The following is a 23,842-nucleotide window of genomic DNA, read 5'->3' as shown; positions in this document are numbered from 1 at the left end:
CTCAGTCGCCGGCGTCGGCCCGTGGTAGTTCCGCGCGCAGGTACTCGACGAACTCGTCGGGGTGTTCGGCGTGGGGCAGCTGGGTCGCGTAGTCGATGACGACCAGATCGAGGTCCGCGGCCGCCGCCAGATTCCGCCCGTCACGCAGCGGGACCAACTCGGCGTCGCGGCCCCAGACGAGCGTGGTCGGGGTCTCGAGGGCGGCCAGCTCCGTCGCGAGGTCGAAGTCGGGATCGAGGGTGCCGGCGGCGAAGGAGGCTGGGGCATAACGCGACCCGGGCTGGTGGGCACTCTCCCAGGCGTACTGGACCTCGTCGGAATCGATGCGATCGGCGTCGTAGTAGCCGTCGCGGTCGTAGAAGTGGCGGATCGATGGCTTGCTCGCGAGCAGGTTGTACAGCGTCGTGCCGACGATCGGCGTCCGCAGGAGTGTGCGGACCCACGGCCGTTCGTCGGTCGTTTCGCCGGCCGGACAGATCAACACGAGGCGTTCGAAGTCGGTCTCGTCGGCGGCCTCGACGGCGAAGGAGCCGGACAGCGAGGAGGCGACGACGATCGGCTCGTCGGTGACCTCGCTCGCGAAGTCGCGGACGAACTCCGCGTACAGCGTCGCGGAGTAGACCAGCGGCGGCCGCTCCGAGCGGCCGAAGCCGGGCAGGTCGACCGCGTAGACGTGGTAATCCTCCGCCAGTCGGTCGACGATCGGCTCGAACTCGTGGCTGCTCGCGCCCGCGTAGACCCCGTGGAGCAACAACATGTCGGGGTCGTTCGGGTCGCCGGCGACCGTATACTGCGTCTCGATCCCACGCCAGCGATACGTCCGTTCGATGCCGACGAGCGGGTTCTCGAGGTCGCCAGCGCGCCGCTTCAGGAGGCGGTTACCGAGAACGGCTCCACCGACGGTTCCGAGGGCTGCACCGAGGACTGTTCGGGCTTTCATACGCTGCCGTAAGTTGCCAACGAACTTAGACCTCCGGTTCGGGAACGGGTTCTGCTGGGATCCCGGTCACGGCCGGCGGAGACGGCGGTTTCGCCGGTGGATCGAAGACTCGAGCGACGCCGCGTCGGTGCCGACCGGCTCACTCCGTGCCCGATCCGTCCGGCCCGGTCTCGAGGTTCTCGAGGCAGGTCGCGACGGGCTCGAGAACGTCGGTCGCGATCGAGTAGGGATCGGTCTCGCCCTGCCGGACGTCTTCCGCGAGGTCGTCGATTCCCCCGGCGGCCTCGAGTTCGTCCTCGAGCATGGCGTGGACGTCCTCGCGCAACAGGGTGCGGATCTCCTCGGCGTAACGCGTGCGCACCTGCTCGGCGTGTTCGCCGGAGTCGACGAGGTAGTCCCGATGGGCCGCGAGTTCGTCGATGAACGCGTCGACGCCGGTGCCGTGGATGGCGACGGTCTCGACGATCGGCGGCGTCCAGCCCGCGTCGCTCTCGTCGGCGTCGTCCGGCTCGCCGTCCCAGTCGTCGTGGGCGTCGATGATCTCCTGGCTGTGGTGGCCACCGCCCTCGTGACCGCTCCCGTCGCCGAGTTGAACCATATCACGGAGTTCCTGTACCGTCCGATCCGCGCCGTCGCGGTCGGCCTTGTTGACGACGAACACGTCGGCGATCTCGAGGATGCCCGCTTTCAGCGTCTGGATGTCGTCGCCCGAGCCCGGCGGGACGAGGACGGCGACGGTGTCGGCGGTCCGGACGATGTCGATCTCGTTTTGCCCGGCACCGACGGTCTCGATGATGATCTTGTCCTTCCCGAAGGCGTCCATCGCCTTGACGGCGTCCGCGGTGGCCGTCGAGAGCCCGCCCAGCGTCCCGCGGGCGCTCATCGAGCGGACGAAGACGTCCATGTCGCCCACCGTGGAGGCCATCCGGATTCGGTCGCCGAGTACCGCTCCGCCGGTAAACGGTGAGGAAGGGTCGATCGCGATGACGCCGACCGTCTCGCCCCGATCGCGGTAGGTCTCGGCGAGCTTGTCGACCAGCGTCGACTTACCCGCGCCCGGCGAGCCGGTGATCCCGATCACGTCCGCGTTCCCGGTGTGGGCGTACAGCTCCGAGACGAGATCGCGATAGCCCGGCGCGCGGTTCTCGATCTTCGAGATCACGCGGGCGAGCGCACGGTGTTCCCCCGCGAGCAGATCCTCGAGGAGCGACCGGTCGTCGGCGTCCATGGTCATCGCTGGGGCGCGTTCTCGCGGACGAATTCGATGGTCTCCTCGACGGAGGTTCCGGGGCCGAAGATGGCTGCGACACCCTGTTCTCTGAGTTCGTCGCGGTCCTCCTCGGGAATGACGCCGCCGGCCAGCACGAGCGTGTCCTCGGCCGCACCGTACTCCTCGAGGCCGTCCATGATCTTCGGGACGAGCGTGTCGTGGGCCCCCGAGAGGATGGAGATGCCGAGGACATCGACGTCCTCTTGGACCGCTGCCTGGACGATTTCGTCGGGCGCTTTGTGGAGCCCGGAGTAGATGACCTCGAAGCCGGCATCCCGGAACGCGCGCGCGATGACGTGTGCGCCGCGATCGTGACCGTCGAGGCCGACTTTGGCGACGAGACACCGAATCGACTCCGCTTCCTGTTCGCTGCTCATACCCCCTACTTCCCGAGCCCGCGGTTTGACTTTAACGGAAGATCGTGGGAATCGTCGACGGAGCGTCGGGATTTCGCCCGGAGTCTGTCCCGTCGATCGGGGACGCTGTTCGACTCGTGACTGTCACGATCGGGCGAAACCGTCACGAACCAAAGGCTAAAGAGCGAAACGACCGAACATTCAGTCAATGACTATCGTTCGTCTATTGCGGAGGGATCTATCGTGGGCGTCGAAATAAAGGAGACGCGGGTGTCCGACGCCGAACTCGAGGAGATGAAAGGGTTCGTCTTCGAGTATCTCGCGGCCAGTGTCGAGAAGGAAGAGGAGGGCGGCCGCATGCGCTGGTACCCGTGGCACTCCGCCGAGTACCGACACAACCACATCCTCAACGTGGTCGATCTCGCGACCGAGATCGCCGAGGAGGAGGGTGCCGACGTCGACGTCACTCGCGTCGCTGCCCTCTTTCACGACGTGGCCAAACTCGAGACCGATCAGGAACTCCACGCCGAGGCCGGGGCCCGGGTCGCCCGGGAGTTCCTCGAGTCGCGTGCGGACTATCCCGAGTCGTTCATCCAGCAGGTGTGTCGCGCCATCGAACACCACTCCTATCAGGGCGACCTGACGGACCTCGATCTGGAGACGCAGTGTCTCATCGAGGCCGACCTGCTCGACAAGGTCGGCGCGAACGGGACGGCGTTGATGCTGTTGCGGATGGGGTACGAGGCCCGCACGCACATGGACTGTGACGAGATGGTCCAGCGCGTCTTAGAGCGGGGCTACGACGCCGCCTCTCGCGTCCAAAGCGACACCGCGGAGGGAATCGCCCACCAGCGCCTGAAACGCGTCAAGTGGTTCAGCGAGTGGCTCGAGGACGAGATCGCCGCGCTGGGTGAGTGAGCCGTCGGCGCGCCAGTCCCGGCACGACGGCCGGTTCGAACTGCGCAGGTGTTAGCCCGCGGGGGAGTTGGATGATCCGAGCCGTTTCCCGTAGCGTCCGCGGCTCAGACGAACTGTACCGTTCCCAGTCCCAGGAAGGCGAGTCCGAACCCCGCGAGGACGACGGCGCTGCCCGCCGCGACGAGGGGTGCAAACGTGTCGACGCGTCGTCCGGCCCCGACCAGTGCCGCCGGGTAGCCCACGATCCAGCAACCGATCCCGCCGAAGAACCCGAGCAAGAGCGCGGGTGAGCCGGTCCGGACGACGAGGGCCCCCTCGAGCAGCTCCCCGACGGCCGGCACGTACGCCAGCACGTCGAGCGTCCCGGGCTCGAGCAGGCCGACGCCGACGGTGAGCCAGAAGCCGATCTGGTAGGGGTTGGTCAGCGAGAGGACGAACGTCTTGCGGAACCCCCTCGAGACGCCCTGATCGGTGTCGGTAAACGAACTCGCGGTCCGGGCGTCCCGGATCGCACCGACCGCGAAGTACAGCATGAGGACGCCGCCGGCGAGATAGAGCGCGGGTCGGACGATCGAAACGCGGTCGATCACGGCGACGAACCCTGCGAGCGTGAGGCCGAAAAAGACCGCGTCGGCCAGCATGGCACCGAGACCGGCCCGGAAGCCGGCTGGCCAGCCGCGAACGACGCTCTCCTCGGCGATGATCGCGTTCATCGGTCCCGGCGGGGCCGCGAGTGCGAGCCCGAAGACCACGCCGGCCAGTCCCGTCACGACGAGTTCGATCACGGCTATCGGTTTCGGGTGGGAGCCGCGGCGTGAAAAACACGACGAACCGGCCGTGGTGGGGACCGATACTGTCGTCGCTCTTGAACGTCGATTCGCACCCGAACCGCAGAACAGCGTTGCGATCGGTGTGTAAATCCTTTCAAGAGCGACCACGGCCGATGGCGCGGTCGGGGATGCGACCGGCGATGGGGTCGCCGCCGGACCTGTCGCGACCAGTGACTCTTTGCGCGGGGCGTCCATACGAGCGGTATGGTCGGAATGGGAACTCATAGCATGGGGACGATCGGCGGCGCTCGTGTCGGACGGCCGGCCGTCCGGCATCGGTGCGACGGGGAGACGGGATCGCGATGAAACGCCGACACCTGCTCGCGACGACGGCCGCGACGACGGCGCTGGTCGGCTGTCTCAGCGGGCCCGACGACGAGGGCGACGGCGAGGACGACGACGCGCCGACCGAGCCCCCCTTCGAGATCGCCACGCTCGACGCGTCGGGCAGCGAGAGCGGGACGATCACGGTACCCGACTCGAGCCGGCCGCTCCTCTGTAACTTCACCCGGACCGAGTGTCCGACCAGCCGGGGGTTTCTCTCGACGCTCGCCGAGGCCATGTCCCGACTCGAGGGCGGGGGGTATGCCGTCGGCGGGGCGGATCCGGACGTGCGATTCCTCTCCGTGACCGACGGGACCAGCGGCCCCTCGCCGACCGACGACGAACTGGCCGCCTGGTTCGAGGCGAACGGGGGGAACTGGTGGCTGGGCCGTGACGAGCCCGGGACCTGCTACGACTACTACGGCATCGACGGCTATCCGACGACGATCCTCGTCGACAGTGCGGGGACGGTCCACTGGCGCAACCGCGGCGAGAGTTCACCCGGCACCGTCACCGCGACCGTCCGTGACACCCTCGAGGCGGACGCCGGCGGCTCGGACGGCGGTAACGAAAGCGCAGGCAACCGGACCGACGGCTGATCGCCGCCCGCTCGGACTCCCGTCGGTCGCGCCGAGCCACTCGAGCGGTCGATTCCCGCGTTACGGCTCGAGCCCGTCGTCCGGGACCAACGGATACGACTGCGTCCCGCCGCTCGAGCGTCTGGCGACCAGCGTCGCGACCGCGACCGGCTCCCCGTCGTCGGTCGACCGCTGCCGCTCGGTATACGAGAGGACCGTCAGGTCGAGACACGCCCGCAGCAGGTCGTTCGAGCGGTACCGATAGCGGTCGGTCGAGGGGCCCGCGACCGGGTCGCTCGAGCGGAGGTGGTGTTCGGAGACGAGGACGCCGCCGGCCGCAAGCGCCTCCTTGAGATCCGGGAGGTACTCGAGGGCGGCGAAGTAGCTCACGACGATCAGGTCGTATCGGCCCGGTTCCGGATCGAACTCGGCCAGGTCGGCCCGGGTCCAGTCGACGTCGAGACCGCGCTCGTCGGCCCGCTCGCGTGCCGTCTCGATGGCCTCATCAGCGATGTCGACGGCGTCGACGTCGTAGCCGCGCTCGGCCAGAAAGAGCGCGTTTCGCCCACTGCCGGTCGCCACGTCTAGCGCACGACCGTCGGGAAGCGTCTCGATCCGGCGCTCGAGGACTCCCACCGGATCGTCGCGGAGTTCGCGGTCTCGCTTCTCGTAGCGCTCGTTCCAGCGCTCGCGGTCGTCGTTCACGAGCGTCCCGACGACTGCGGGTCCCTTAGTTCGTGTCCTCTCGCTGGCGTGTTCGACGTTCGGACCAGTGTCTTCTTTCAGTCTCGCGTACGTACTGGGACGTATGACGGCCTATCGAACCCGACCGGCGATCCCCGCCACCGGCTCGCACGTCCGCGCCGCGGAGGTGAGTCGGCGATGAGACGGCGTGAACTGCTCGCGGGCGTCGGCAGTATCGGCGTCCTCGCGGGCGGAACCGGCGTTGTCCTCGCTGGCCTCCCGTCGTTCGGGACCGACGAACCGGCCGCCGACTCGGACGGCGACGACGGCTCGGAATGGCCGATCGAAGTCGAGACGATCGACGCTCGCGGCAGCGACGGCGGGACCGTGACGGTTCCAAACGACGGGGTCACGGTCGTCGAGTTCTTCGTCACGGGCTGTGGCATGTGTCAGGCCCAGATGCCGCGCCTCGCCGAGGCTCGGTCGCGACTCGTCGACGACTACGGGGATGATCTCACGGTCCTCTCCGTTACCTACCAGTCGGCGGACTCGATGCCGGACGACGAACTCCGGTCCTGGTGGCGAACCCACGACGGGAACTGGGCCGTCGGCCGCGATACGACGTCGTCGCTGACGGCGAACTACGGCATCGCCGGCTACCCGGTCACGATCGTCGTCGACGAAACGGGGAAGAAACGCTGGGAGAAACTCGGCGTCGGCTCCAGCGACGACATCGTCGGGGCGGTCGAGGACGTGTTCGAATCGTTCGAGGAGCGCGACGACGCCGAGGCCGAAACGAACGAATCCGCGACGGCCTGATCGGCCCCTGTCAGGTCGACCGTGACTATTCTCACGCCCGCCGCTCGAGGGCGTGGGCGACGTTCAACATCGCCTCGACCGCCGGCGGTTCCCGGGGAGTCGGCCACTCCCGTCGGCCGACTCGTTCTCGCCAGCGCGCCCCGGGTTCGAGGTGCCGAACCGGCACAGGGCCGCCGACGAACCCGACCCAACGGAGCGGCTCGCCTGGACGGCCGGCCGTGAACGGTCGGTCAGGCCTTCGCCTGCCAGCTCCGGATGCGATCCGCACTGACGCCCTCGACGTCGTCCGCGACCGCGTCGGGATCGGCCTCGGTCAGGTCCTCGAGGTCCTCGATCCCCGCGTCGGCGAGTTTCTCGACGGTCTTCGCACCGACGCCGTCCAGCGCCTCGAGATCGGAGCCGGAGTCGCTCTCGCGGGCCTGGAACTCCTGATAGTTACAGATGGGACAGCCCAGCTCCCAGGGGTCGTCGCCGCTGTGGACGACGAGTTCGGGCAGGTCGTGGTCGTCGCAGTACTCGTCGGTGACCTCGATCTCGCCGCGGCGGGGCAGCGGCAGCGAGTACTCGCAGTCGGGATAGCGCGTACAGCCGACGAGTCGCGAGCCGTTCTGGAGCGTTTTGATAGCCAACTCGCCGCCGTGTTCTTCACCGCACTCGGGACACTCACCCAGCACCGGCCCTTCGCCGGCGTCTTCGGCCTTACAGAGCGGACAGCCGTGGACGAACGTCTGCCGGCCCGCGAGCATCTTGACCTCGTTCAGGCCGTGTTCCTCGCACTCCTCCTCGAGGATCAGCGGCTTGCCCGTCGAGGGCAGCGGCAGCGTGTTCTCGCAGTCGGGATAGCCGTCGCAGCCGATGAAGTACGAGCCGTGACGGCTCCGGCGGACGAGCAGGTCTTCGCCACACTCCGGACAGGGGCCGAGTCGCTTGTCGTCTTTCAGCGACTTCCGGAGGTGATCGCCGATCTCCTCGCGCGACTCGGCGAGGTTCTCGAAGATCTCCTCGAGCATTTCCCGGGACTCGTCGGTCACGTCGTCGAGCGTCGCCTCGCCGTTGGCGATGGCGTCCATGTCGGCCTCGAGCTGGGCGGTCATCTCCTCGCTGACGACGCGGTCGGCGTAGTTCTCGGCCGCGTCGACGACGGCCATCGCGAGCTTGGTCGGCCGCGGCGGATCGTTTTCTATATATCCGCGATCGTATAATTTCTCTAAAGTGTTATGTCTAGTACTCTTCGTTCCGATCCCCATGTCCTCCATGGTCTCGATGAGCCGCGACTGGCCGTAGCGTCGGGGCGGCTGGGTCTGTTTGGCCTCGAGTTCGACGTCGGAGAGCGCCAGTTCCTCGCCCTCGTCGACGTCGGGGACGAAGTTCTCCGTCGTCGAGAAGTACGGATAGACGTCGTGGTAGCCGGGCTCGACCAGCCGCTTGCCGTTGGCCTTGAGCCGGTAGTCGTCGACATCGGCGACGACCTTGAGGTGTTCCCACTCGGCGGCGTCGGCGACGGTCGCGTAGAACCGCCGGACGACGAGTTCGAAGATCTCCCACTCGTCGTCGGAGACGTCGCCCCGCGAGGGGATCTCGCCCGTCGGATGGATGGGCGGGTGGTCGGTCGTCTCCTCGTCGCCTTCCGTGGGGGTGATCTCGTCGGCCTCGAGCAGCGATTCGGCCGAATCCCCGAGCGTCGAGTGAGTGACGAACTCGTCGAGGAGGTCCTCGGGGTCTAGATCGTCGGGGTAGACGGTGTTGTCGGTCCGCGGGTACGTGATGTAGCCGGCGGTGTAGAGGTCCTCGGCGATCGACATCGCGCGCTTGGCCGAGTAGCCGATGGCACCGGCCGCCCGGATGAACTGGGTGGTGTTGAACGGCTCTGGGGGCGTGTCGGTGCGGGTCCGACGGTTGACGTCGACGACGGTCGCGCTCTCGCGGTCGGACAGCGTTTCGTAGACCTCGTCCGCGATATCCTCCTCCCGGACGCGCTCGGCCTCGTTGCCGTCCTCGTCGCGGTAAAAGTACTGGGACTCGAAGCTCGTCTCGTCCTTTCGTAGGTCCGCGAACAGCTCCCAGTAGTCCTCGGGATCGAACGCCTCGATCTCGCGCTCGCGGTCGACGATCAGCTTCAGCGTCGGCGACTGGACCCGGCCGACGGAGATGAAGTCGTCGCCCAATTGGCCCGCCGACAGGGAGAGAAAGCGCGTGAGCGCGGCCCCCCAGATCAGGTCGATGATCTGGCGGGCCTCGCCCGCGGCCGCGAGGTCGAAGTCGAGGTCGTCGGGCTCGTCGAAGGCGTTCTGGACCTCGTTTTCGGTGATCGAGGAGAACCGCACCCGACGAATGGGAACGTCCTCGTCGACCTCCCGGACGATGTCGTAGGCCTCCTTGCCGATCAGTTCGCCCTCGCGGTCGTAGTCGGTCGCGATCGTCACGCGCTCCGCGCGACGGGTCAACAGCCGCAGCGTCGCGACAATGTTCTCCTTCGTCGCCGTCTTCTCGACGTCGGCATCGATCAGTTCGACCGGCTCGACGTCGCGCCAGTCGGAGTACTCCGACGGGAAGTCGACGCCGACGACGTGGCCCGACAGCCCAACGCAGCGCTTGCCGCCCCACTCGTAGACGTTGACGCCGTTCTCCCGGCTCGAGTCGTAGGTGCCGCCGGAGAGGATGTCGGCGATCCGGCGGGCCGCGTTGTCCTTCTCGGTGATTATCAGCTCCACCGCGGCTCACCTCCGGCTCGGCCGTCCGGTCGCGCTCGTCGCGGACGAGTGTCGGTCATCGTCGCTCGGTACGACTGAGGATCTGATAACGCTTTCGCCGAAAACCGAGGGACAGCGCGGGTGTGCGTGCGGTCGGGCGTCGCGCAGGCGCGTGGGGATGACGAAAGATAACTGCGCAGCGCACCGGCAGCGGGGACGGCTCGCTCGAGCGAACATCATGTGGAATGTTACCAGATGGCTCATCTTCGCTCGAGTCATAGAGGAGATCGCGTGAACTCACGCGGAGAATACTGAAATGAAACACACTCTCGGTGGATTCGATCGCGCCTGGCGCTTGGTCGGCGGCGCGCTCGTCGCGTTCGTCTTCGTCGCCTCCTTCGTCGGCCTCGTCTCGATCGGGCTCGCCCTTACCGTGGTTCTGCTCGTCGCCGTTCCGGTGGCGCTTTCGACCGGTGCCCGTCGGCGGCGCGTCGTCAACCGGTTGCCGGGGATCGACACCCTATCGCGGCGACCCGGTGGAGGCAGGTTGGACTGACGACGTCTCGATAGAACTAACCGATCGACTGGGTCTGTGATCCGCGAGCGGTTCGGAATCATCGCCAGAAGCGGCCGAGCGCCGTCGGTACCGGAACCGGCAACGGCTCCCGTGGGCCAATCCTTTTTATCATGCCTGGCTGAGATTCACACACGAGACCTCGTGGCAGCGACGGACCCCGAGCGAAAGCGCGTCGACATGACGACGGGGGCGATTTCCCCGAAGCTCCTCCGACTCGCGTGGCCGCTGGTCCTGGGAAACCTCCTCCAGACCGTCTACAACCTGGCCGATATGTTCTGGGTCGGCCGCGTGAGCAGCGACGCCGTCGCCGCCGTCTCGCTGATGTTTCCCCTCTCGTGGCTGTTCGTCTCGACCGCGATGGGGATCACCGCTGCGACCATCGCGCTGGTCTCCCAGTACGTCGGTGCGGGCGACGAACGAATCGCCGATCGCGTCGTCGCCCAGACGATCCTGCTCACGCTCTCCGTCTCGTCGGTCCTCGCCGGTCTCGGGTTCGCCGCCCGGCGGCCGCTGCTCGAGTTGATCGGCGCTCGCGGGCCGGTGTTCGTCGAGGCGCTCGCGTATATCGAGGTGATCTTCCTGGCACTGCCGTTTACGTTCCTCTTCTTTGCCTTTCGGGCCTCGCTGCAGGGGGCGGGCGACACGAAGACGGCGATGTGGCTCGTCTTCGTTTCGGCCGGGCTCAACGTCGTCTTCGATCCGTTCCTGGTCCTCGGCTGGGGGCCGTTCCCGGCGATGGGGACGCGAGGCGCGGCCATCGCGACCTTCGTCTCGCGCGGGCTCGCCACTGCCGCCGGGATCGCCGTCCTGCTGGACGGTCGGTTCGGCGTTCGGCTCCGACTCGGCGATCTCACACCCGACGTCGCCCTCCTGAAACGGCTACTCGACGTCGGCTATCCGGCCACGCTCGATGGCTGGGCCCGGAGTTTCGCGGCGGTCGCGTTGGCCGGGTTCGTCGCCCGGTTCGGGGCCGCGCCCACGGCGGCGTTCGGGATCGGGGTTCGACTCATGTCGGTGACGTGGGCCGTGGCCGGGGCCGTCGGGCAGGCGACCGCGGCCGGCGTCGGACAGAACCTCGGTGCGGGGGCACCCGAGCGGGCCGTCGCGGTCACGCGGACGGCCACCGCCGCGACGACGGTCTGTATCTTCGCCGTCGCGGCCGTCCTGTTTGTGTTTCCGGCGACCGCGATGAGGGCCTTCATCACCGATTCCGCCGTGATCGCCGAGGGCGTGGTCTTCCTGCGGATTACGGCCCTCTTCTGGGCCCCTTACGCCGGTGTCATGGTCATCCAGGGTGCGTTCCGCGGGGCCGGCGATACTCGTACGGCGATGGTCCTCTCGATCCTCTCGCGGTGGGTCCTTCGGTTCCCGCTGGTGGTCGTTCTCGCGTTCGCCTGGTCCGTACCGATCCCCGAAACCGGCCTCGAGATCGCCGGGCTAGGCTGGGGTCCCGAGGGGACCTGGTGGGCGATGGTCGCCGGGATGGTCGGTTCGTTCGTCGTCGCCGTGGTCTGGTTCCGTCGGGGGACCTGGACCGAGGGCGTCATCGACGACCGTCCCAAGCGGCGCCGGTCGCCGGACGAACGGCCGACCGGCGACGAGGACGACGCCGGGTTCGTCGACGACTGAGACGGACCGTCTCGGTTCTCACCCGCTTCTGATGCGACTCGAGGCCGGAGCCGCGTTCGACCGTGCTGACGCACTCACACGGACGGAGCCGTCCGCGGACCGCTCACGACCGCCGATCACGTTCGGGCATCGGCTGCGATAGACTTTTTACTACCAGGTCATACCACCTAGTTGTATGAGCGAATTCGAGCAGTTCAGTCAGGTCGGTGAAGCCGATGTCACCCGCGCGATCGGACAGGAGTGGACCGAGGAGTTCATGGACTTCTCGGACTCGGACGTCATCATCGTCGGCGGCGGTCCCTCGGGGCTGACCGCGGCGAAGGAACTCTCCGAGCGCGGCGTCCAGACGATGGTCGTCGAGAAGAACAACTACCTCGGGGGCGGCTTCTGGCTCGGCGGCTTCCTGATGAACAAGGTCACGGTACGGGACCCCGCACAGGAGATCCTCGCGGATCTCGACGTCGACTTCAAGGAGTCTCAGGACAGCGAAGGGCTCTACGTCGCGAACGGCCCCGAGGCCTGTTCGGGCCTGATCAAGGCCGCCTGCGACGCCGGCGCGAAGATGCAGAACATGACCGAGTTCACGGACATCGTCATCCGCGAGGACCACCGCGTCGGCGGCATCGTGATGAACTGGACGCCGGTGCATGCCCTGCCCCGCGAGATCACCTGCGTCGATCCGATCGCCGTCGAGGCCGACCTCGTCATCGACGCGACCGGCCACGACGCGATGGCGGTCAAGAAACTCGACGAGCGCGGCGTCCTCGACGCGCCGGGCATCGGCGACGCCGCGGAATCGGCGACCGGCATGGACCAGACCGGCGACGACTCCTACGGCGCACCGGGCCACGACTCGCCGGGCCACGACTCGATGTGGGTCGGCAAGTCCGAGGACGCCGTCGTCGAACACACCGGCCTCGTCCACGACGGCCTGATCGCCACCGGGATGGCGACCGCGACGACCTACGGCCTCCCGCGGATGGGCCCGACCTTCGGTGCCATGCTCGTCTCCGGGAAACGCGCCGCTCAGGAAGCGCTCGACGAACTCGGGGTCGACGCCGACCCCGTCGAACTGACCTCGCGTGCGACGCCCGCGGACGACTGATCGCGGCCCCACATGGTCGAGCGTATCATCTGCTATCGAGCGCCGTCGACCGTCGCAGACGTCGACGCGGTCGCCGACTGGCTGGCCACGCGGGTCGACGCCGACGTGGCCGTCCGGGACCGGTTCCTCGACGTCCACCGCACGGACGACCTCGCGGAGCGGTTCGCCGAGGCGCGGGTCCCCTCGCCCTATGAGCGCGAGACGGGCACCACGATGCTGGGGACGATCCGCTACGAGGAACGTGCCCTCGAGAATCCCGAACGCGAGGGCGGGGTCCTCTACGACGGCGTGCAGGTCCAGCGCGCGCTCAACGCCGCGCTGCCCGCGGCCGAACGCGGCCTCGAGACGCTGCACGTCCCGATCCTCGACCGGGCGATCGGCACCTGGGGCGACCACGACGGCCGCTGGCACAAGCGCGTGACCGTCCTCGGCCAGCCGGCGCTGGTCTCGGTACCCGGCCTCTACGAGGCCCCCGCTAAGCCCGAGTCCTACTACAAAGAGAAACAGCGCCACGCCCTGCTCTCGGGCGATACGCCGCCGCGGGAGGTCCTCGAGAACCAGGTCGACGGCGAGTTCCTGATCGCGGACGATCCCCGGACTACCGACGTGCTGAAAGGGACGGTGTTACAGGGGTATCACTACCTCGAGACCGGCGAGGCGTTTTGCGACCGCGAGGGCTGTCGCCTGTTCAACGCCCACTATCAGGCGGATCTGCTCGCGGCCCACCTTCGCGAGCCGGCGTTCTGTGACGACCACGCGCGACTGTACGGGCCGTGAGATCGACCGCCCGCGTCGCCGTCTCGCGGACGGGCGGAGCCGTAACCGGTACGTATTTTTGATCCAGTCCGCTTCGACAACGTACAATGAGTGCGGAGTTTACCGTCGACGTTCCCGTTCGCTATCGCGATCTCGACCCGCTGAATCACGTCAATCACGCCGTCTACGCCAGCTACCTCGAGGCGGCCCGGACCGACTACCTCAGAGACGTCGCCGAACTGCACTCCGAGGACATCTCCTTCGTCATCGCGAACCTCGAGATCTCCTACGAGCGGCCGATCAGAATGGGCGACGAGCCGACGGTCGCGCTGTCGGTCTCGCGACTGGGTGAGACGAGCTGTACGATGCGCTACGAGATCCGGGTCGACGGCGATATCGCGGCGACCGCCGAGACGACCATCGTCCACGTCGATCCCGAGACGGAGCGACCGAGCCCCATCCCGGACGGGATCGCCGACCGGATCCGGGCGTACGAAGGGCTCGAGGCCGCAGCGTAATCGGCGACTCTGCGTCGCGCTCGAGCCAGCCGCTGGCGTCGGTCCGAACGAAGCAGTCCGGCGACCGGAACTCTCAGGGGTTGCAATCGCACGGGTACGGTTTTCCGTTCGGGTGTGGCCGAGTCCGATACGGGTTCGATGACGCGACTCGCCGATCACCGTCACTCGGGACAGGACCGCGACGGAACCGTGCCGGACGAGTCGCGTCCGGCTCGAGGGGGACCGAACCGTGGGTGACGGATCACAGTCTCGCGGTCGGGTCCGGTCGGGTATCGCCCGCGTTCGAGTGGGGATCACGCGGACCCGGCTCCGTGCGCTCTTCGCTGTGTTGCTTCTCGTCTCGGCAGTCGTCGTCGCCAGCGCGGCGTCGGGGGGCCTCTCGACAGGGTCCGCCGACGCCGTCCCAGAGGCCCCGCCGACGGAGAACCACACGGTCGTCACCGAGTCGGGACGGGCGGGGACGATCACCGCCTACGCACCCGACGGCGAGGTCGTCTACTACAACAACTCGCGGACGAAGTACTTCGACGTCGACCCCGTCGAGGGGCAGCCCCTGACGGTCGAGTACACCGCGACCGACACGATCCACACGGCCGGGCCGACCTGTGGCGACCCGCCGTGTGCCCGCAACGTCATCGAGCGGGCGAACCTCACCACCGGCGAGGTCGAGGTCGTCTACGAACGCTACGACCACGCGGAGAACGCCGGCGAGTGGCACGACGCCGATCGCATCGACGAGAACCACGTCGTCGTCGCCGACATCATCGCGGATCAGGTCTTCGTCGTCGACACCGAGACGGAGATCGTCGAGTGGCTCTGGGACGCCCAGAGCGCGTTCGACCTCGAGAGCGGCCACTCCTTCCCCAACGACTGGACCCACATCAACGACGTCGAGTACGTCGAGGACGGTCGGATGGCGGGCCGGATCATGGTCAGCGTCCGCAATCAGGACCAGGTCGTCTTCCTCGACCGGGACGAGGGCTTGCTCGAGGACTGGACGCTGGGCAGCGAGAACGAGTACGATATCCTCCACGAGCAGCACAACCCCGACTACATTCCCGAGCATCGGGGCGGCCCCGCGATCGTCGTCGCGGACTCGGAAAACGGCCGCGTTCAGGAGTTTCAGCGCGAGAACGGCGCGTGGACCCGGACCTGGCAGTGGGAAGATGACCGGATGCAGTGGCCCCGTGATGCCGACCGACTGCCCAACGGCAACACGCTGATCACCGATACCCACGGCAACCGTGTGTTGGAAGTCAACGAGAGCGGCGCGATCGTCTGGCAGGTCGAATCGACATTGGCCTACGACGCCGAACGCCTCGAGACGGGAGCCGAGAGCGCCGGCGGGCACAGCGCCCGGTCGCTCGGGCTCGAGTCACGGACGGCCGCCGGCGGCGGTAACGGGGAGCCCGGGTTCCGACCGCTCGAGTTCCTCGGCGGTCTCGTCGAGTCGGTCCTCCCACACCGGGTCACCAACGCGTTGCTCTTCGTCGCCCCGGTCTGGGTCGGCAAGACCGAGGCCGTCGCCATCGCCGGCGGCGTCCTGACGGGGTTTTGCTGGGCCGCGCTCGAGGCCCGGTGGCGACTCCGCGACGCCGGGATCGGATTCAGATCCCCTGTCGCTCGCGACCGCGAGTGACCGTCGCGGCCGTCAGCGGCGGCCATTGCCGTCCGCCCGACCCGAGGGTGCGACTTCGGACCGGTTCTCGACGCCGCTCGAGCGCGAGACGCCGTGTCGGAACGGGAGCCACGTCCAGAGGACGCGGCCGGCGATCGCACAGACGGCGGTGGCGAGCAGCAGCGAGCAGAAGTACCACGGCTTGGACTGGACTACCGCGAGCCCCCGCGTCGATGCGGGCACGACGCCGATCGCCAGCAGGTAGAACCCCGAGAGGGCGGCCAGCGACGAGCGGTGGTGGCCGTGCCAGTAGAGGATCCCGACGAGAACCCCCGAGAGCAGCCCCAACTGCCCGGAGTGTAGCTCCGGGATCGTGTTGAAAATCGACGAGAGGACGTTTGCAACGGTCGCCATAGGTGACCGTTCTCGAGCGGGAGGCTATGCGTTTGCCTGCACGTCGACAGTCTCTATGAGGCATCCCCTCTTGTGGCTCGCCTACGCTACCCGACCGCCGGTCAGCCGAACGACGCCGAACAGGTGGGTTTCGTCCGCGACGGCGACCGCCCGCTCCCGGAGTCGCTCGTGGGCAGCGTCGATCTTCGCGTCGAGGCGCAGGTGAGGCGAGTCGTCGTAGCGCAGCCGCGTCGTCGGCGGCGTCGAGAGGACGACGATCGCCCGGAAGACGGCGTTGACCGGCGGGGCGTACCACTCGTCGCTCCGGGCGGCGTTCGCGAGGACGACGTGCCCCCCGGGCCCGACCAGCCCACACCAGTCGTCGACCGCGCCTGCCGGGTCCGCGAGCATACCGACGACGAACGTGGCGAGGACGGCGTCGACGCCACCGGCCGCGACGGCCTCGCCGACCGCACTATCGGCTCCGTTCGAGACCGACCGCGCCGCCTCGAGCCCGACCGGCGGCTCGGTCGCGTCCCCCTGCAGGACGTGGACGTTGTCATACTCGGCGGTGGCGGCGCGTGCCCGCTCGAGGACCGGTCGGGTGAAATCGATCCCGATCACGGTCCCCTCGGAACCCACCTGTTCGCGCAGATGGGGGAGGTTCGCGCCGGTGCCACAGCCCATCTCGACGACGGTGTCGCCGGGCTCGAGGCGGCAGGCAGCGGCCGCTCGTCGCCGGAGACGGGCGATCCCCGGCGTCTCGCGTGCGATCAGGTCGTAGAGGCGGGCCCAGCGGCCGTAGAACTCCTGTGCGGATTCGGACATCGTGGACGCTCAGACCAGCGATCGGATCGTGTCCGCGACCGACTCCGCGTCCGATCCGAGGACGTAGATCAGCGGCTCGATCCCCATCCCGCCGGTCTGGTAGAGGACGGTCGCTTCGGGTTCCTCCTCGATCGCCGCGCCGACGCTCGAGGCCACGTCGCCGGATTCGTCGAACTCGGCGGCGACGTGGCCCCGCTGGGCCAACTCATCGATCAGTTCCGGATCGTACGTGACGTTGATCCCGGCCGCGACGGCGGCCCCGTGGCGGCGGGCGGCCAGCAGCACGCGCGCGACGTGTTCTGAGACGCCGAACTCGGGGTCGGCGGGGACGGTCGCCCGCCCCTTCACGTCGAAGATCCGGCCCGGGACGCCGGCCACGTCGTCGACTCCTTCGGCGTCGGGCGTACAGGCGACGAGGTTCGAGCCGACCGCGGGGATCAGCCCGGTAAAGCCGCTCGTCGTCTCGAGGACCCGCAGCCCCCGGCGCAGCGAGGAGAGGACCCGCTCGCTCGAGCGCAGTTCGCTCTCGGGGTCGTGGACCCGAAAGCTCGAGCCGTGGTCGGCCAGTTCCGGGACGGCCTCTTCGTGGAGTTGCGCGAGGAGGTCGCCGCCGCTCTCCAGCTCGCGGATCAGGACCTCGAGTTCGATCAGAGCCTGGACCGGCGAGGTTTCGCCGCCGGCCAGTCCGCTGCCGAGTTCGTCGACGAGGGACTGGACGCGCTCGTCGTCGGCGATACGGTCGTTGACGGTCACGTCGCCGTGGGCGTACTTCGAGACGGCGCTCTGGCTGATGCCGAGGACCGCGGCCACCTCGCTCTGGGTGAGTCCGCGATCGCGGAGATCGCCGGCAAGCAGCGAGCGGACGGTGGGCAGAAACTCGTCCACGACGATTTCTTCGACGAATTGCATTCGTTGCTCGAGGGTAGGACGGGCGCGGGGATAACTTGTGGGTCCTGCGGGACGGTGGTCCCGTCGGTCAGAACAGCACCGGGACGAGCATCGCCGCGAACTCGTAGTCGAAGACGTGGTTGAGCAGGACGTAGGTGACGACCCCGAGGAACAGGCTCAGGATCCACGCGGCGGCGGCGATCCGCCCGATCCGGGCGTGGGCCGTCCGCCGGAGTTCCGCGGGCGTGTGGGTCAACCCGAGGATCAGGGCGTAGAGGACCACGGGGACCGAGACGATCGAGAGGATGATGTGGATCGCGAGCATGATGAGGTAGGGGTAGTAGACGAGGTCGGGACCGACGAACTCCTTGGTCCCGCCGCCGCCGACCTTCAGCAGGTAGACGACCAGAAAGCCCAGGATCAGGACGAACCCGGAGACCATCGCCAGCCGGTGTTTCTCGACCTCGCCGTTGCGGATCCAGTACCACCCGAGCGTCAGGACGACGGTCGCGGTCGTGTTGATCCCCGCGATGACGTGCGAGAGCAGGTTGACCTGTGCGTTCGTCAGGTCGGGGTAGATCGGCACGTCCAGCAGGAAAGTCCCGAGGACCAGCGCGTAGCCGACGATGGTCAGGACGATCGTCGCGCCCTTCGGCCGCTCCCGGAGTCGCCGTCTCGCGTCAGCGGTTGCCATTGCCGGACGTTAGGAGTACCACCCTTTCACCCTTGCTGTTCCAGCAGACCGCGTCCGAAACGCAACGTCGTTCGCTCGAGTCGGCCGAGCCGTCTCTCGCCCGTCTACTCGTCCGCCATCGCACCGGTTTCAGTCACGCTCGAACGGCAGCCGGTTGCGCCGCTCGCGGACCAGCGGCCGCAGTTCGAAGCGGGAGCGCTCGGTGTCACCAGCCCCGCCACTCGAGCGGCCGGAGGCCGGTGTTGTGGGCGCGGAGAAAGCCACTGTTCCGAGACGCCGATCAGGGTCCGGCGGGCCGTTCAGTCGGCCGGCTCGACCGCCTCCTCGAGCGTGACCAGCCCGTCCCGATCGACGGTCACGTCGTAGCCACAGAACCGAAACGAGACGGTGCCGCTCGGTCGGCCCCTGCCGTCCGACCGGGCAGCGAAGAGTCCGTCGAGCGCCGTCGGATCGACGACGGCATGCAGCGGTTCGTACGCCGGCGGGGCGAGCCCCTCCGGTTGGACGCCTTCGGCCTCGGCGACGGCTTCGATCACCGCCTGACTCGGCGGCCGGTTCGACGGTTCGCCAACGGTATCGCCACCCTCCACCATCGTGTCCGGGGCTTCCGATGCCGATGGAATAAAACTACCTCTCGATCGCCGGGCCACCCACTCACTGCGGTCCGACCACTGGGCGGCTGACCGTCGTCGCTGCCCCGATCACTCGATGCGGATCGCGGGTTTGCCCGGCCGGGCCTTGGCCGCGAGGTCGTCGTCGGCGCCGGCCTGTCGAACGGCGACGGTCGCGCCGAACTCGTCGGTGACGAGCCAGTCGGCGCGCTCGAGGACGGCCAGTTCGCGGTCGGCCGGCAGCACGTCCTCGCCGTCCCCGCCGTCGCGGCCCGTGAGTCGGCCGACGAACGCCGCGACCTGATCCCGGTCGGCGTCGATCTCGAGCGCGCCGTGGTCGAAGAGTCGGTCGACGATTTCGTCGACGTCGATCCCGTCGCCGGCGGCGTCGGCGACCAGTTCGGCGGCCCGGTACTTCCAGTCGGCGGCGACGACGAGTTCGATCCGGTCGGGCTCGTCGATGTCGGCGACGTCGACGATGTCCCGGACGTCCTCGAGGGTGCGGTCGACGAGCTGGCGTTCTCGCTGGTAGGCCGCGACGTTGCCGTCGGGTTCGGGCCAGTCGGCCTCGACGACCAGCCCCTCGCCGCGGAGCTTGTTCCAACACTCCTCGCCGAGGTGGGGGGCCATCGGCGCGATCAGCGCGGCCAGGGTCAGCAGGCCGCGTCGGTGGACCGCGCCGTTGGGACGGTCGTACTCGCGGTAGCGCCGGAGCAGTCGGGCGAGTTCCCGAATCTCGGTGGCGGCCCGATGGAATCGGAATCGTTCGTACTCCTCGGTCGCCGCCGCGATGGTTCGGTCGATCTCCCGTGACACGTAGTCGTCGTGGGCCCGACGCTCAATGCGAGTGTCGCCCTCGTCGACGAAGTCCGCGGCCATCCCGTAGAGGGTCTGCTGGAGGTCGTAGGCCCCGCGGACGTTGTTGGCGGTCCACTCGAAGTCCTGTTCGGGGTGGGCTGCCGAGAGGACGAACAGCCGGGTCGTCTCCGCGCCGTACTCCTCGGGGACGACGACGTTGCCTTTCGAACTGGACATCTTCTCGCCGTCGTACAGGACCGTCCCCTGACTCTTGAGTTCCCGAATGGGCTCGCGTTCCTCGAGCAGTCCGAGATCGGCAAGCGCCTTCGTGAAAAAGCGGGTGTAGAGCAGGTGCAAGACGGCGTGTTCGTCGCCGCCGACGTAGACGTCGACGGGGAGCCAGTCGTCGGCGCGGTCGACGTCGAAGGGCGCGTCCGCGAGGTCGGGCGAGAGGAATCGCAGGTAGTACCACGAGGAGTCGACGAAGGTGTCCATCGTGTCGGTCTCGCGCTCGGCCGGCGCGCCGCAGTCCGGACACGTCGTCTGCTTCCACTCCTCGGCGGCGTCCAGGGGGTTGCCGGTCGTCCGGACGAACTCGGGGAGTTCGACCGGGAGTTCGTCCTCGGGCACCGTGACGGGGCCGCAGTCGTCGCAGTGAACGATCGGGATCGGCGTCCCCCAGTAGCGCTGCCGGGAGATTAGCCAATCGCGCAGCCGGTAGGTGACGTCGGCCTCGAGGGCGTCGTTCTCCGCGACGATCCGCTCGCGGGCGGCCTCGCTCTCCATGCCGTCGTACTCGCCGCTTCCCTCGAGGACGCCCTCGCCGGTGTAGGCCGCCGTTTCGACGTCGATGTCGTCGTCCGCGGGTCGGATCACGCGCTCGATCGGCAGGTCGTGTTCGTCGGCGAAGGTGTGATCGCGCTCGTTGTGTGCGGGGACGCCCATCACGGCCCCGGTCCCGACGTCCTCGAGGACGTAGCCGGCGACGTAGACCGGCAGTTCCTCGCCGGTCAGGGGATGGACGGCGGTCGCGTCGGTCTCGACGCCGTCGAACCCGACCTCGTCGGGGTCACGGGTGCGGGCGGTGTCGACGTACTCGGCGACGGCGTCGTCGGTCTCGGCCAGCTCCCGGGTGAGGTCGTGGCCGGGCGAGACCGCGAGGTAGGTCGCACCGTGGATCGTTTCGGGGCGGGTGCTGAACACGTCGACGGTGCCGGCGTTACTAGCGTCACCGCGGTCGTCGTCGCTGCCCCCGTCGCGGGACACGTCGAACGTGATCCTTGTTCCCTCCTGTCGGCCGATCCAGTTTCGCTGGATCTCGCGGACCCCCTCGGGCCAGCCCTCGAGGTCGTCGAGCCCCTCGTGGAGTTCCTCGGCGTAGTCGGTGATCGTGAAGAACCACTGGTCGAGTTCCCGCCGACCGACGGGCGTCTCACAACGCCAGCAGACCCGATCACCGTCGGTTTCGCTGACCTGCGCGTCGGCCAGCACCGTTTCGCAGTCCGGACACCAGTTGACCGCCGCCGCCTCGTACTCGACGAGGTCCTCCTCGTAGAAGCGTTCGAACAGCCACTGGTTCCACCGATAGTAGTCGGGCTCGCAGGTGGTGATCTCGCGCGACCAGTCGTAGCCAAAGCCCATCGTCTCGAGTTCCTCGCGCATGCGCCGGATGCAGGCCTCGGTCCACGAGCGGGGGTCGGTCTTGCGCTCGAAGGCGGCGTTCTCCGCGGGGAGGCCGAACGCGTCCCACCCCATCGGGTGGAGGACGTCGTCGCCGCACATTCGCCGATAGCGGGCGTAGGCGTCCGTGATCGCGTAGTTACGGACGTGTCCCATGTGAAGCGTCCCCGACGTGTAGGGGAACATCCCGAGGACGTACGTCGGGTCGACGGCGTCGTCGTCGAGTTCGTAGACGTCGTCGCGTTCCCAGACGTACTGCCAAAACTCCTGCACCTGCGCGTGATCGTAATGACTCGTCATGGTCGGCGAGATCCGTTGACTCCCACTGGGTGGGCCGCCCATATCATTGTTCGGCCGTGCCGCCGGTCCGTGGGTCCGGCACCCCGCGGGGCCGACGGGTTCTTGCTGATCGGCGATCGAACGCGATCCGTCTCACTCCTGTCGAACAGGCCGTTTATCAGGATCTGTTACATATGTTTGGCCATGACAGAGGGGGACGATGCGAACCGGCGGACTCGAGCGGACCGATCGCGGATCGACAGGCGAACCGTCCTGCGGACGGCCGGTGTGGGGCTCGTCGGGACGGCGGCGCACTCGTCGGCGGCGAGCGCCGCGGTTCGAACACGCCGGGCGACGATTCAAGAGACCAGCGAGAGCGAAGAGGAGGGACCGGTCTCGGGCGAGCCCGACGAGCCGAGCGACGACGATCGGGTCCGCTGGGCGTTCGACACTGGGCGGGACGTCCGCTCCTCGCCGACGGTCGTCGACGGGACCGCCTACGCCGTCAGCGGGGACGGCGTCCTGTACACGATCGACGCCGAATCGGGCGAGCAGGAGTGGACGTTCGACACCGGTGTCGTCCGGTCCGGCGGCGACGTGCTGTATCCGACGCCGGCGGTCGTGGACGGCACGGTCTACGTCGGCAGCGACGAGGCGAGTACCGTCTACGCGATCGACGCGGCCTCCGGCGAGCAGCGCTGGAGCTACGAGGCCGGCTCGAAGGTCCTCTCCTCGCCGTCGGTCGTGGACGGCACGGTCTACGTCGGCTGTAACGACGCCACCGTCTACGCCCTGACGGCGGACGGCGGCGACGAGGTCTGGATGTACGAGGCCGAGCGGCCGATTTCGGCGTCGCCGACGGTCGTCGACGGGACGGTCTACGTCGGTAGCTGGGACGGCTACGTCTACGCCCTGACGGCGGCCGGCGGCGACGAAGTCTGGCGGTACGAGGTCACCAGCTCCGTGGCCTCGTCCGCGACGGTGGCCGAGGAAACGGTCTACGTCGGGGGAGCCGATACCCGGGTCCACGCGATCGACGCGAACGCGGGCGAGGAGCGCTGGACGTTCGACACAGGTGGCGTCGTCGGATCGACGCCGACGGTCGCCGACGGCACGGTCTACGTCGGCAGTGACGACGGGACCGTCTACGCGCTCGGCGCGGACTCGGGCGAGACGGCGTGGACCCACGAGACAGACGGCGAGGTCCGATCATCGCCGACGGTCGCCGACGATACCGTCCTCGTCGGTAGCGACGACGGGACCGTCTACGCGCTCGCGGCCGACTCCGGGGACGAGCGCTGGGCCTACGAGACCGACGATCGCGTCGACTCGTCGCCGACGGTCGTCGACGGGACGGTCTACGTTGGCGGCTGGGACGGCCACGTCTACGCCCTCGAGGCCGGCCTCGAGGGCTCGAGCGACGGTTCCCGCGTGCTGCTGGGAACGCTCGGTCACCACGGCGATCTCGAGTGGGGGACCGGCGGCGGGGCGGACGGCGGTGGCGGAACGGGCGGTTCCGACGATGGCGTCCCCGGTTTCGGTATCGGGGCCGGGCTCGCCGGCGTCGGCGGAGCGGCGTCGCTGCTCGCGCGACGACTCGAGCGAACGGCCGGGGACTGAGGCCCCTCGAGCAGCGGTGTTGGCTGCGCGTAACAAAGCAGTGAGCGAACCTACCGACGAACCGAATGCCGCAGCCTCGAGTCGACCGGCCCTCGACGGCGACGCTGCTCGGAACCGTCGCCGTCGTCCTGCTCGCGGTCGCCGTGACCGCTCTCGCACTGGCACCGAGCCTGCAGCCGGCGGGGCCGACGAGCGGCGAGGGTTCGATCGACGAGCTGTCGGCGGCCGCCGGGAACGCGACCGATGCGAACGAGACGGCGGCCGGCGACCGGTCCGATCGGCCGCTCGAACGCGTCGACACGACCGGCGAGGGGGACGAGCCCGGCATGGCGGATCGGGATCGAGCGGGCGAGGGGGACCCCGAAGCGCCGACTGACGACGACCGCGGACCACCGGAGGACGACCGCGGGCCGCCGGCCGGCGACGGTCCGGGACCGCC

At 68.3% G+C, this 23,842-nt stretch carries 23 protein-coding genes; 11 read left to right on the top strand and 12 right to left on the bottom strand.

From position 1 onward, the window contains the following. Position 1: 1 nt before the first annotated feature. The 3 genes from ACSBP4_RS12985 to ACSBP4_RS12975 all read right to left on the bottom strand — a co-directional run bounded on the left by ACSBP4_RS12985 (position 2) and on the right by ACSBP4_RS12975 (position 2,587). Entirely contained in the window at positions 2-940 is a 939-nt protein-coding gene (locus ACSBP4_RS12985; protein WP_435552454.1) for an alpha/beta fold hydrolase, read from the bottom strand. 139 nt (positions 941-1,079) lie between these two features. Beyond that, positions 1,080-2,174, bottom strand: coding sequence for a methylmalonyl Co-A mutase-associated GTPase MeaB (gene meaB / locus ACSBP4_RS12980; protein ID WP_435552453.1), 1,095 nt, complete (start codon positions 2,172-2,174; stop codon positions 1,080-1,082). Then, positions 2,171-2,587: a cobalamin B12-binding domain-containing protein gene (locus ACSBP4_RS12975; RefSeq protein ID WP_006182017.1), complete on the bottom strand. Its 417-nt coding sequence runs from the start codon at positions 2,585-2,587 to the stop codon at positions 2,171-2,173. Before ACSBP4_RS12975 ends, meaB begins: the two co-directional genes overlap by 4 nt. 222 nt (positions 2,588-2,809) lie before the next feature. Here ACSBP4_RS12975 and ACSBP4_RS12970 point away from each other — a divergent pair, with 222 nt between their 5' ends. Further along, positions 2,810-3,484, top strand: a complete 675-nt coding sequence (locus tag ACSBP4_RS12970) for an HD domain-containing protein (protein WP_015299133.1) — start codon at positions 2,810-2,812, stop codon at positions 3,482-3,484. 104 nt (positions 3,485-3,588) lie between these two features. Here ACSBP4_RS12970 and ACSBP4_RS12965 read toward each other — a convergent pair whose 3' ends face one another. Further along, entirely contained in the window at positions 3,589-4,269 is a 681-nt protein-coding gene (locus ACSBP4_RS12965; RefSeq protein WP_006649233.1) for a LysE family translocator, read from the bottom strand. A 347-nt stretch (positions 4,270-4,616) separates the two neighbouring features. Here ACSBP4_RS12965 and ACSBP4_RS12960 point away from each other — a divergent pair, with 347 nt between their 5' ends. After that, the gene (locus tag ACSBP4_RS12960; protein WP_435552452.1) at positions 4,617-5,237 is read left to right on the top strand and encodes a TlpA family protein disulfide reductase; all 621 of its coding nucleotides are present in this window, start codon (positions 4,617-4,619) and stop codon (positions 5,235-5,237) included. Between the two features lie 60 nt (positions 5,238-5,297). Here ACSBP4_RS12960 and ACSBP4_RS12955 read toward each other — a convergent pair whose 3' ends face one another. Next, positions 5,298-5,921 carry a class I SAM-dependent methyltransferase gene (locus ACSBP4_RS12955; RefSeq protein WP_435552451.1) on the bottom strand — a complete coding sequence of 208 codons (624 nt, stop codon included), beginning with the start codon at positions 5,919-5,921 and terminating at the stop codon, positions 5,298-5,300. A gap of 177 nt (positions 5,922-6,098) precedes the next feature. Here ACSBP4_RS12955 and ACSBP4_RS12950 point away from each other — a divergent pair, with 177 nt between their 5' ends. Further along, entirely contained in the window at positions 6,099-6,719 is a 621-nt protein-coding gene (locus tag ACSBP4_RS12950) for a TlpA family protein disulfide reductase (protein WP_006649230.1), read from the top strand. Positions 6,720-6,949: 230 nt separating this feature from the next. Here the strand turns inward: ACSBP4_RS12950 and ACSBP4_RS12945 are convergent, their stop codons facing one another. Beyond that, positions 6,950-9,430, bottom strand: coding sequence for a DNA topoisomerase I (locus ACSBP4_RS12945; protein WP_435552450.1), 2,481 nt, complete (start codon positions 9,428-9,430; stop codon positions 6,950-6,952). Between the two features lie 295 nt (positions 9,431-9,725). Between ACSBP4_RS12945 and ACSBP4_RS12940 the strand changes: the two genes are divergently transcribed. The 6 genes from ACSBP4_RS12940 (at position 9,726) to ACSBP4_RS12915 (ending at position 15,633) form a co-directional block, all read left to right on the top strand. Next, on the top strand, positions 9,726-9,965 hold the full coding sequence (locus tag ACSBP4_RS12940) for a hypothetical protein (RefSeq protein WP_006649228.1): 240 nt from the start codon (positions 9,726-9,728) through the stop codon (positions 9,963-9,965). Between the two features lie 162 nt (positions 9,966-10,127). Next, complete coding sequence (locus ACSBP4_RS12935) at positions 10,128-11,615, top strand: MATE family efflux transporter (protein ID WP_435552449.1); 1,488 nt, start codon at positions 10,128-10,130, stop codon at positions 11,613-11,615. A 175-nt stretch (positions 11,616-11,790) separates the two neighbouring features. Next, positions 11,791-12,720 (top strand): sulfide-dependent adenosine diphosphate thiazole synthase, encoded by a 930-nt coding sequence (locus ACSBP4_RS12930; protein WP_006649226.1) that lies wholly within the window; start codon positions 11,791-11,793, stop codon positions 12,718-12,720. 12 nt (positions 12,721-12,732) lie between these two features. Then, positions 12,733-13,497 carry a DUF7001 family protein gene (locus ACSBP4_RS12925; protein ID WP_435552448.1) on the top strand — a complete coding sequence of 255 codons (765 nt, stop codon included), beginning with the start codon at positions 12,733-12,735 and terminating at the stop codon, positions 13,495-13,497. Positions 13,498-13,583: 86 nt separating this feature from the next. Continuing rightward, positions 13,584-13,994, top strand: a complete 411-nt coding sequence (locus ACSBP4_RS12920) for an acyl-CoA thioesterase (protein ID WP_049964667.1) — start codon at positions 13,584-13,586, stop codon at positions 13,992-13,994. A 286-nt stretch (positions 13,995-14,280) separates the two neighbouring features. Next, positions 14,281-15,633 carry an arylsulfotransferase family protein gene (locus tag ACSBP4_RS12915; protein ID WP_435552514.1) on the top strand — a complete coding sequence of 451 codons (1,353 nt, stop codon included), beginning with the start codon at positions 14,281-14,283 and terminating at the stop codon, positions 15,631-15,633. A gap of 12 nt (positions 15,634-15,645) precedes the next feature. Here ACSBP4_RS12915 and ACSBP4_RS12910 read toward each other — a convergent pair whose 3' ends face one another. From ACSBP4_RS12910 to leuS, 6 genes are all read right to left on the bottom strand, one after another. Continuing rightward, on the bottom strand, positions 15,646-16,026 hold the full coding sequence (locus ACSBP4_RS12910) for a hypothetical protein (protein ID WP_435552447.1): 381 nt from the start codon (positions 16,024-16,026) through the stop codon (positions 15,646-15,648). 81 nt (positions 16,027-16,107) lie between these two features. Beyond that, the gene (locus ACSBP4_RS12905) at positions 16,108-16,833 is read right to left on the bottom strand and encodes a class I SAM-dependent methyltransferase (protein WP_049964665.1); all 726 of its coding nucleotides are present in this window, start codon (positions 16,831-16,833) and stop codon (positions 16,108-16,110) included. Positions 16,834-16,842: 9 nt separating this feature from the next. Then, complete coding sequence (locus tag ACSBP4_RS12900; protein WP_049964664.1) at positions 16,843-17,742, bottom strand: thiamine-phosphate synthase family protein; 900 nt, start codon at positions 17,740-17,742, stop codon at positions 16,843-16,845. A gap of 67 nt (positions 17,743-17,809) precedes the next feature. Further along, positions 17,810-18,415, bottom strand: coding sequence for a DUF420 domain-containing protein (locus ACSBP4_RS12895; RefSeq protein ID WP_435552446.1), 606 nt, complete (start codon positions 18,413-18,415; stop codon positions 17,810-17,812). A gap of 299 nt (positions 18,416-18,714) precedes the next feature. Further along, entirely contained in the window at positions 18,715-19,008 is a 294-nt protein-coding gene (locus ACSBP4_RS12890; RefSeq protein WP_049964663.1) for a HalOD1 output domain-containing protein, read from the bottom strand. A gap of 108 nt (positions 19,009-19,116) precedes the next feature. Next, positions 19,117-21,804, bottom strand: a complete 2,688-nt coding sequence (gene leuS / locus ACSBP4_RS12885; protein ID WP_435552445.1) for a leucine--tRNA ligase — start codon at positions 21,802-21,804, stop codon at positions 19,117-19,119. Positions 21,805-21,987: 183 nt separating this feature from the next. Between leuS and ACSBP4_RS12880 the strand changes: the two genes are divergently transcribed. Together ACSBP4_RS12880 and ACSBP4_RS12875 are read left to right on the top strand one after the other, a co-directional pair. Further along, entirely contained in the window at positions 21,988-23,403 is a 1,416-nt protein-coding gene (locus tag ACSBP4_RS12880; RefSeq protein ID WP_435552444.1) for a PQQ-binding-like beta-propeller repeat protein, read from the top strand. Positions 23,404-23,468: 65 nt separating this feature from the next. Beyond that, a partial coding sequence (locus ACSBP4_RS12875; protein ID WP_435552443.1) for a hypothetical protein occupies positions 23,469-23,842 on the top strand: 374 nt, incomplete at its 3' end.

The organism is Natrinema sp. CGMCC1.2065 (genome assembly GCF_051225675.1).
Classification (GTDB): Archaea; Halobacteriota; Halobacteria; order Halobacteriales; family Natrialbaceae; genus Natrinema; species Natrinema thermotolerans.
The sequence above is the reverse complement of the archived record's forward strand: the minus strand, read 5'-3'. Positions and strand labels throughout refer to the sequence as shown.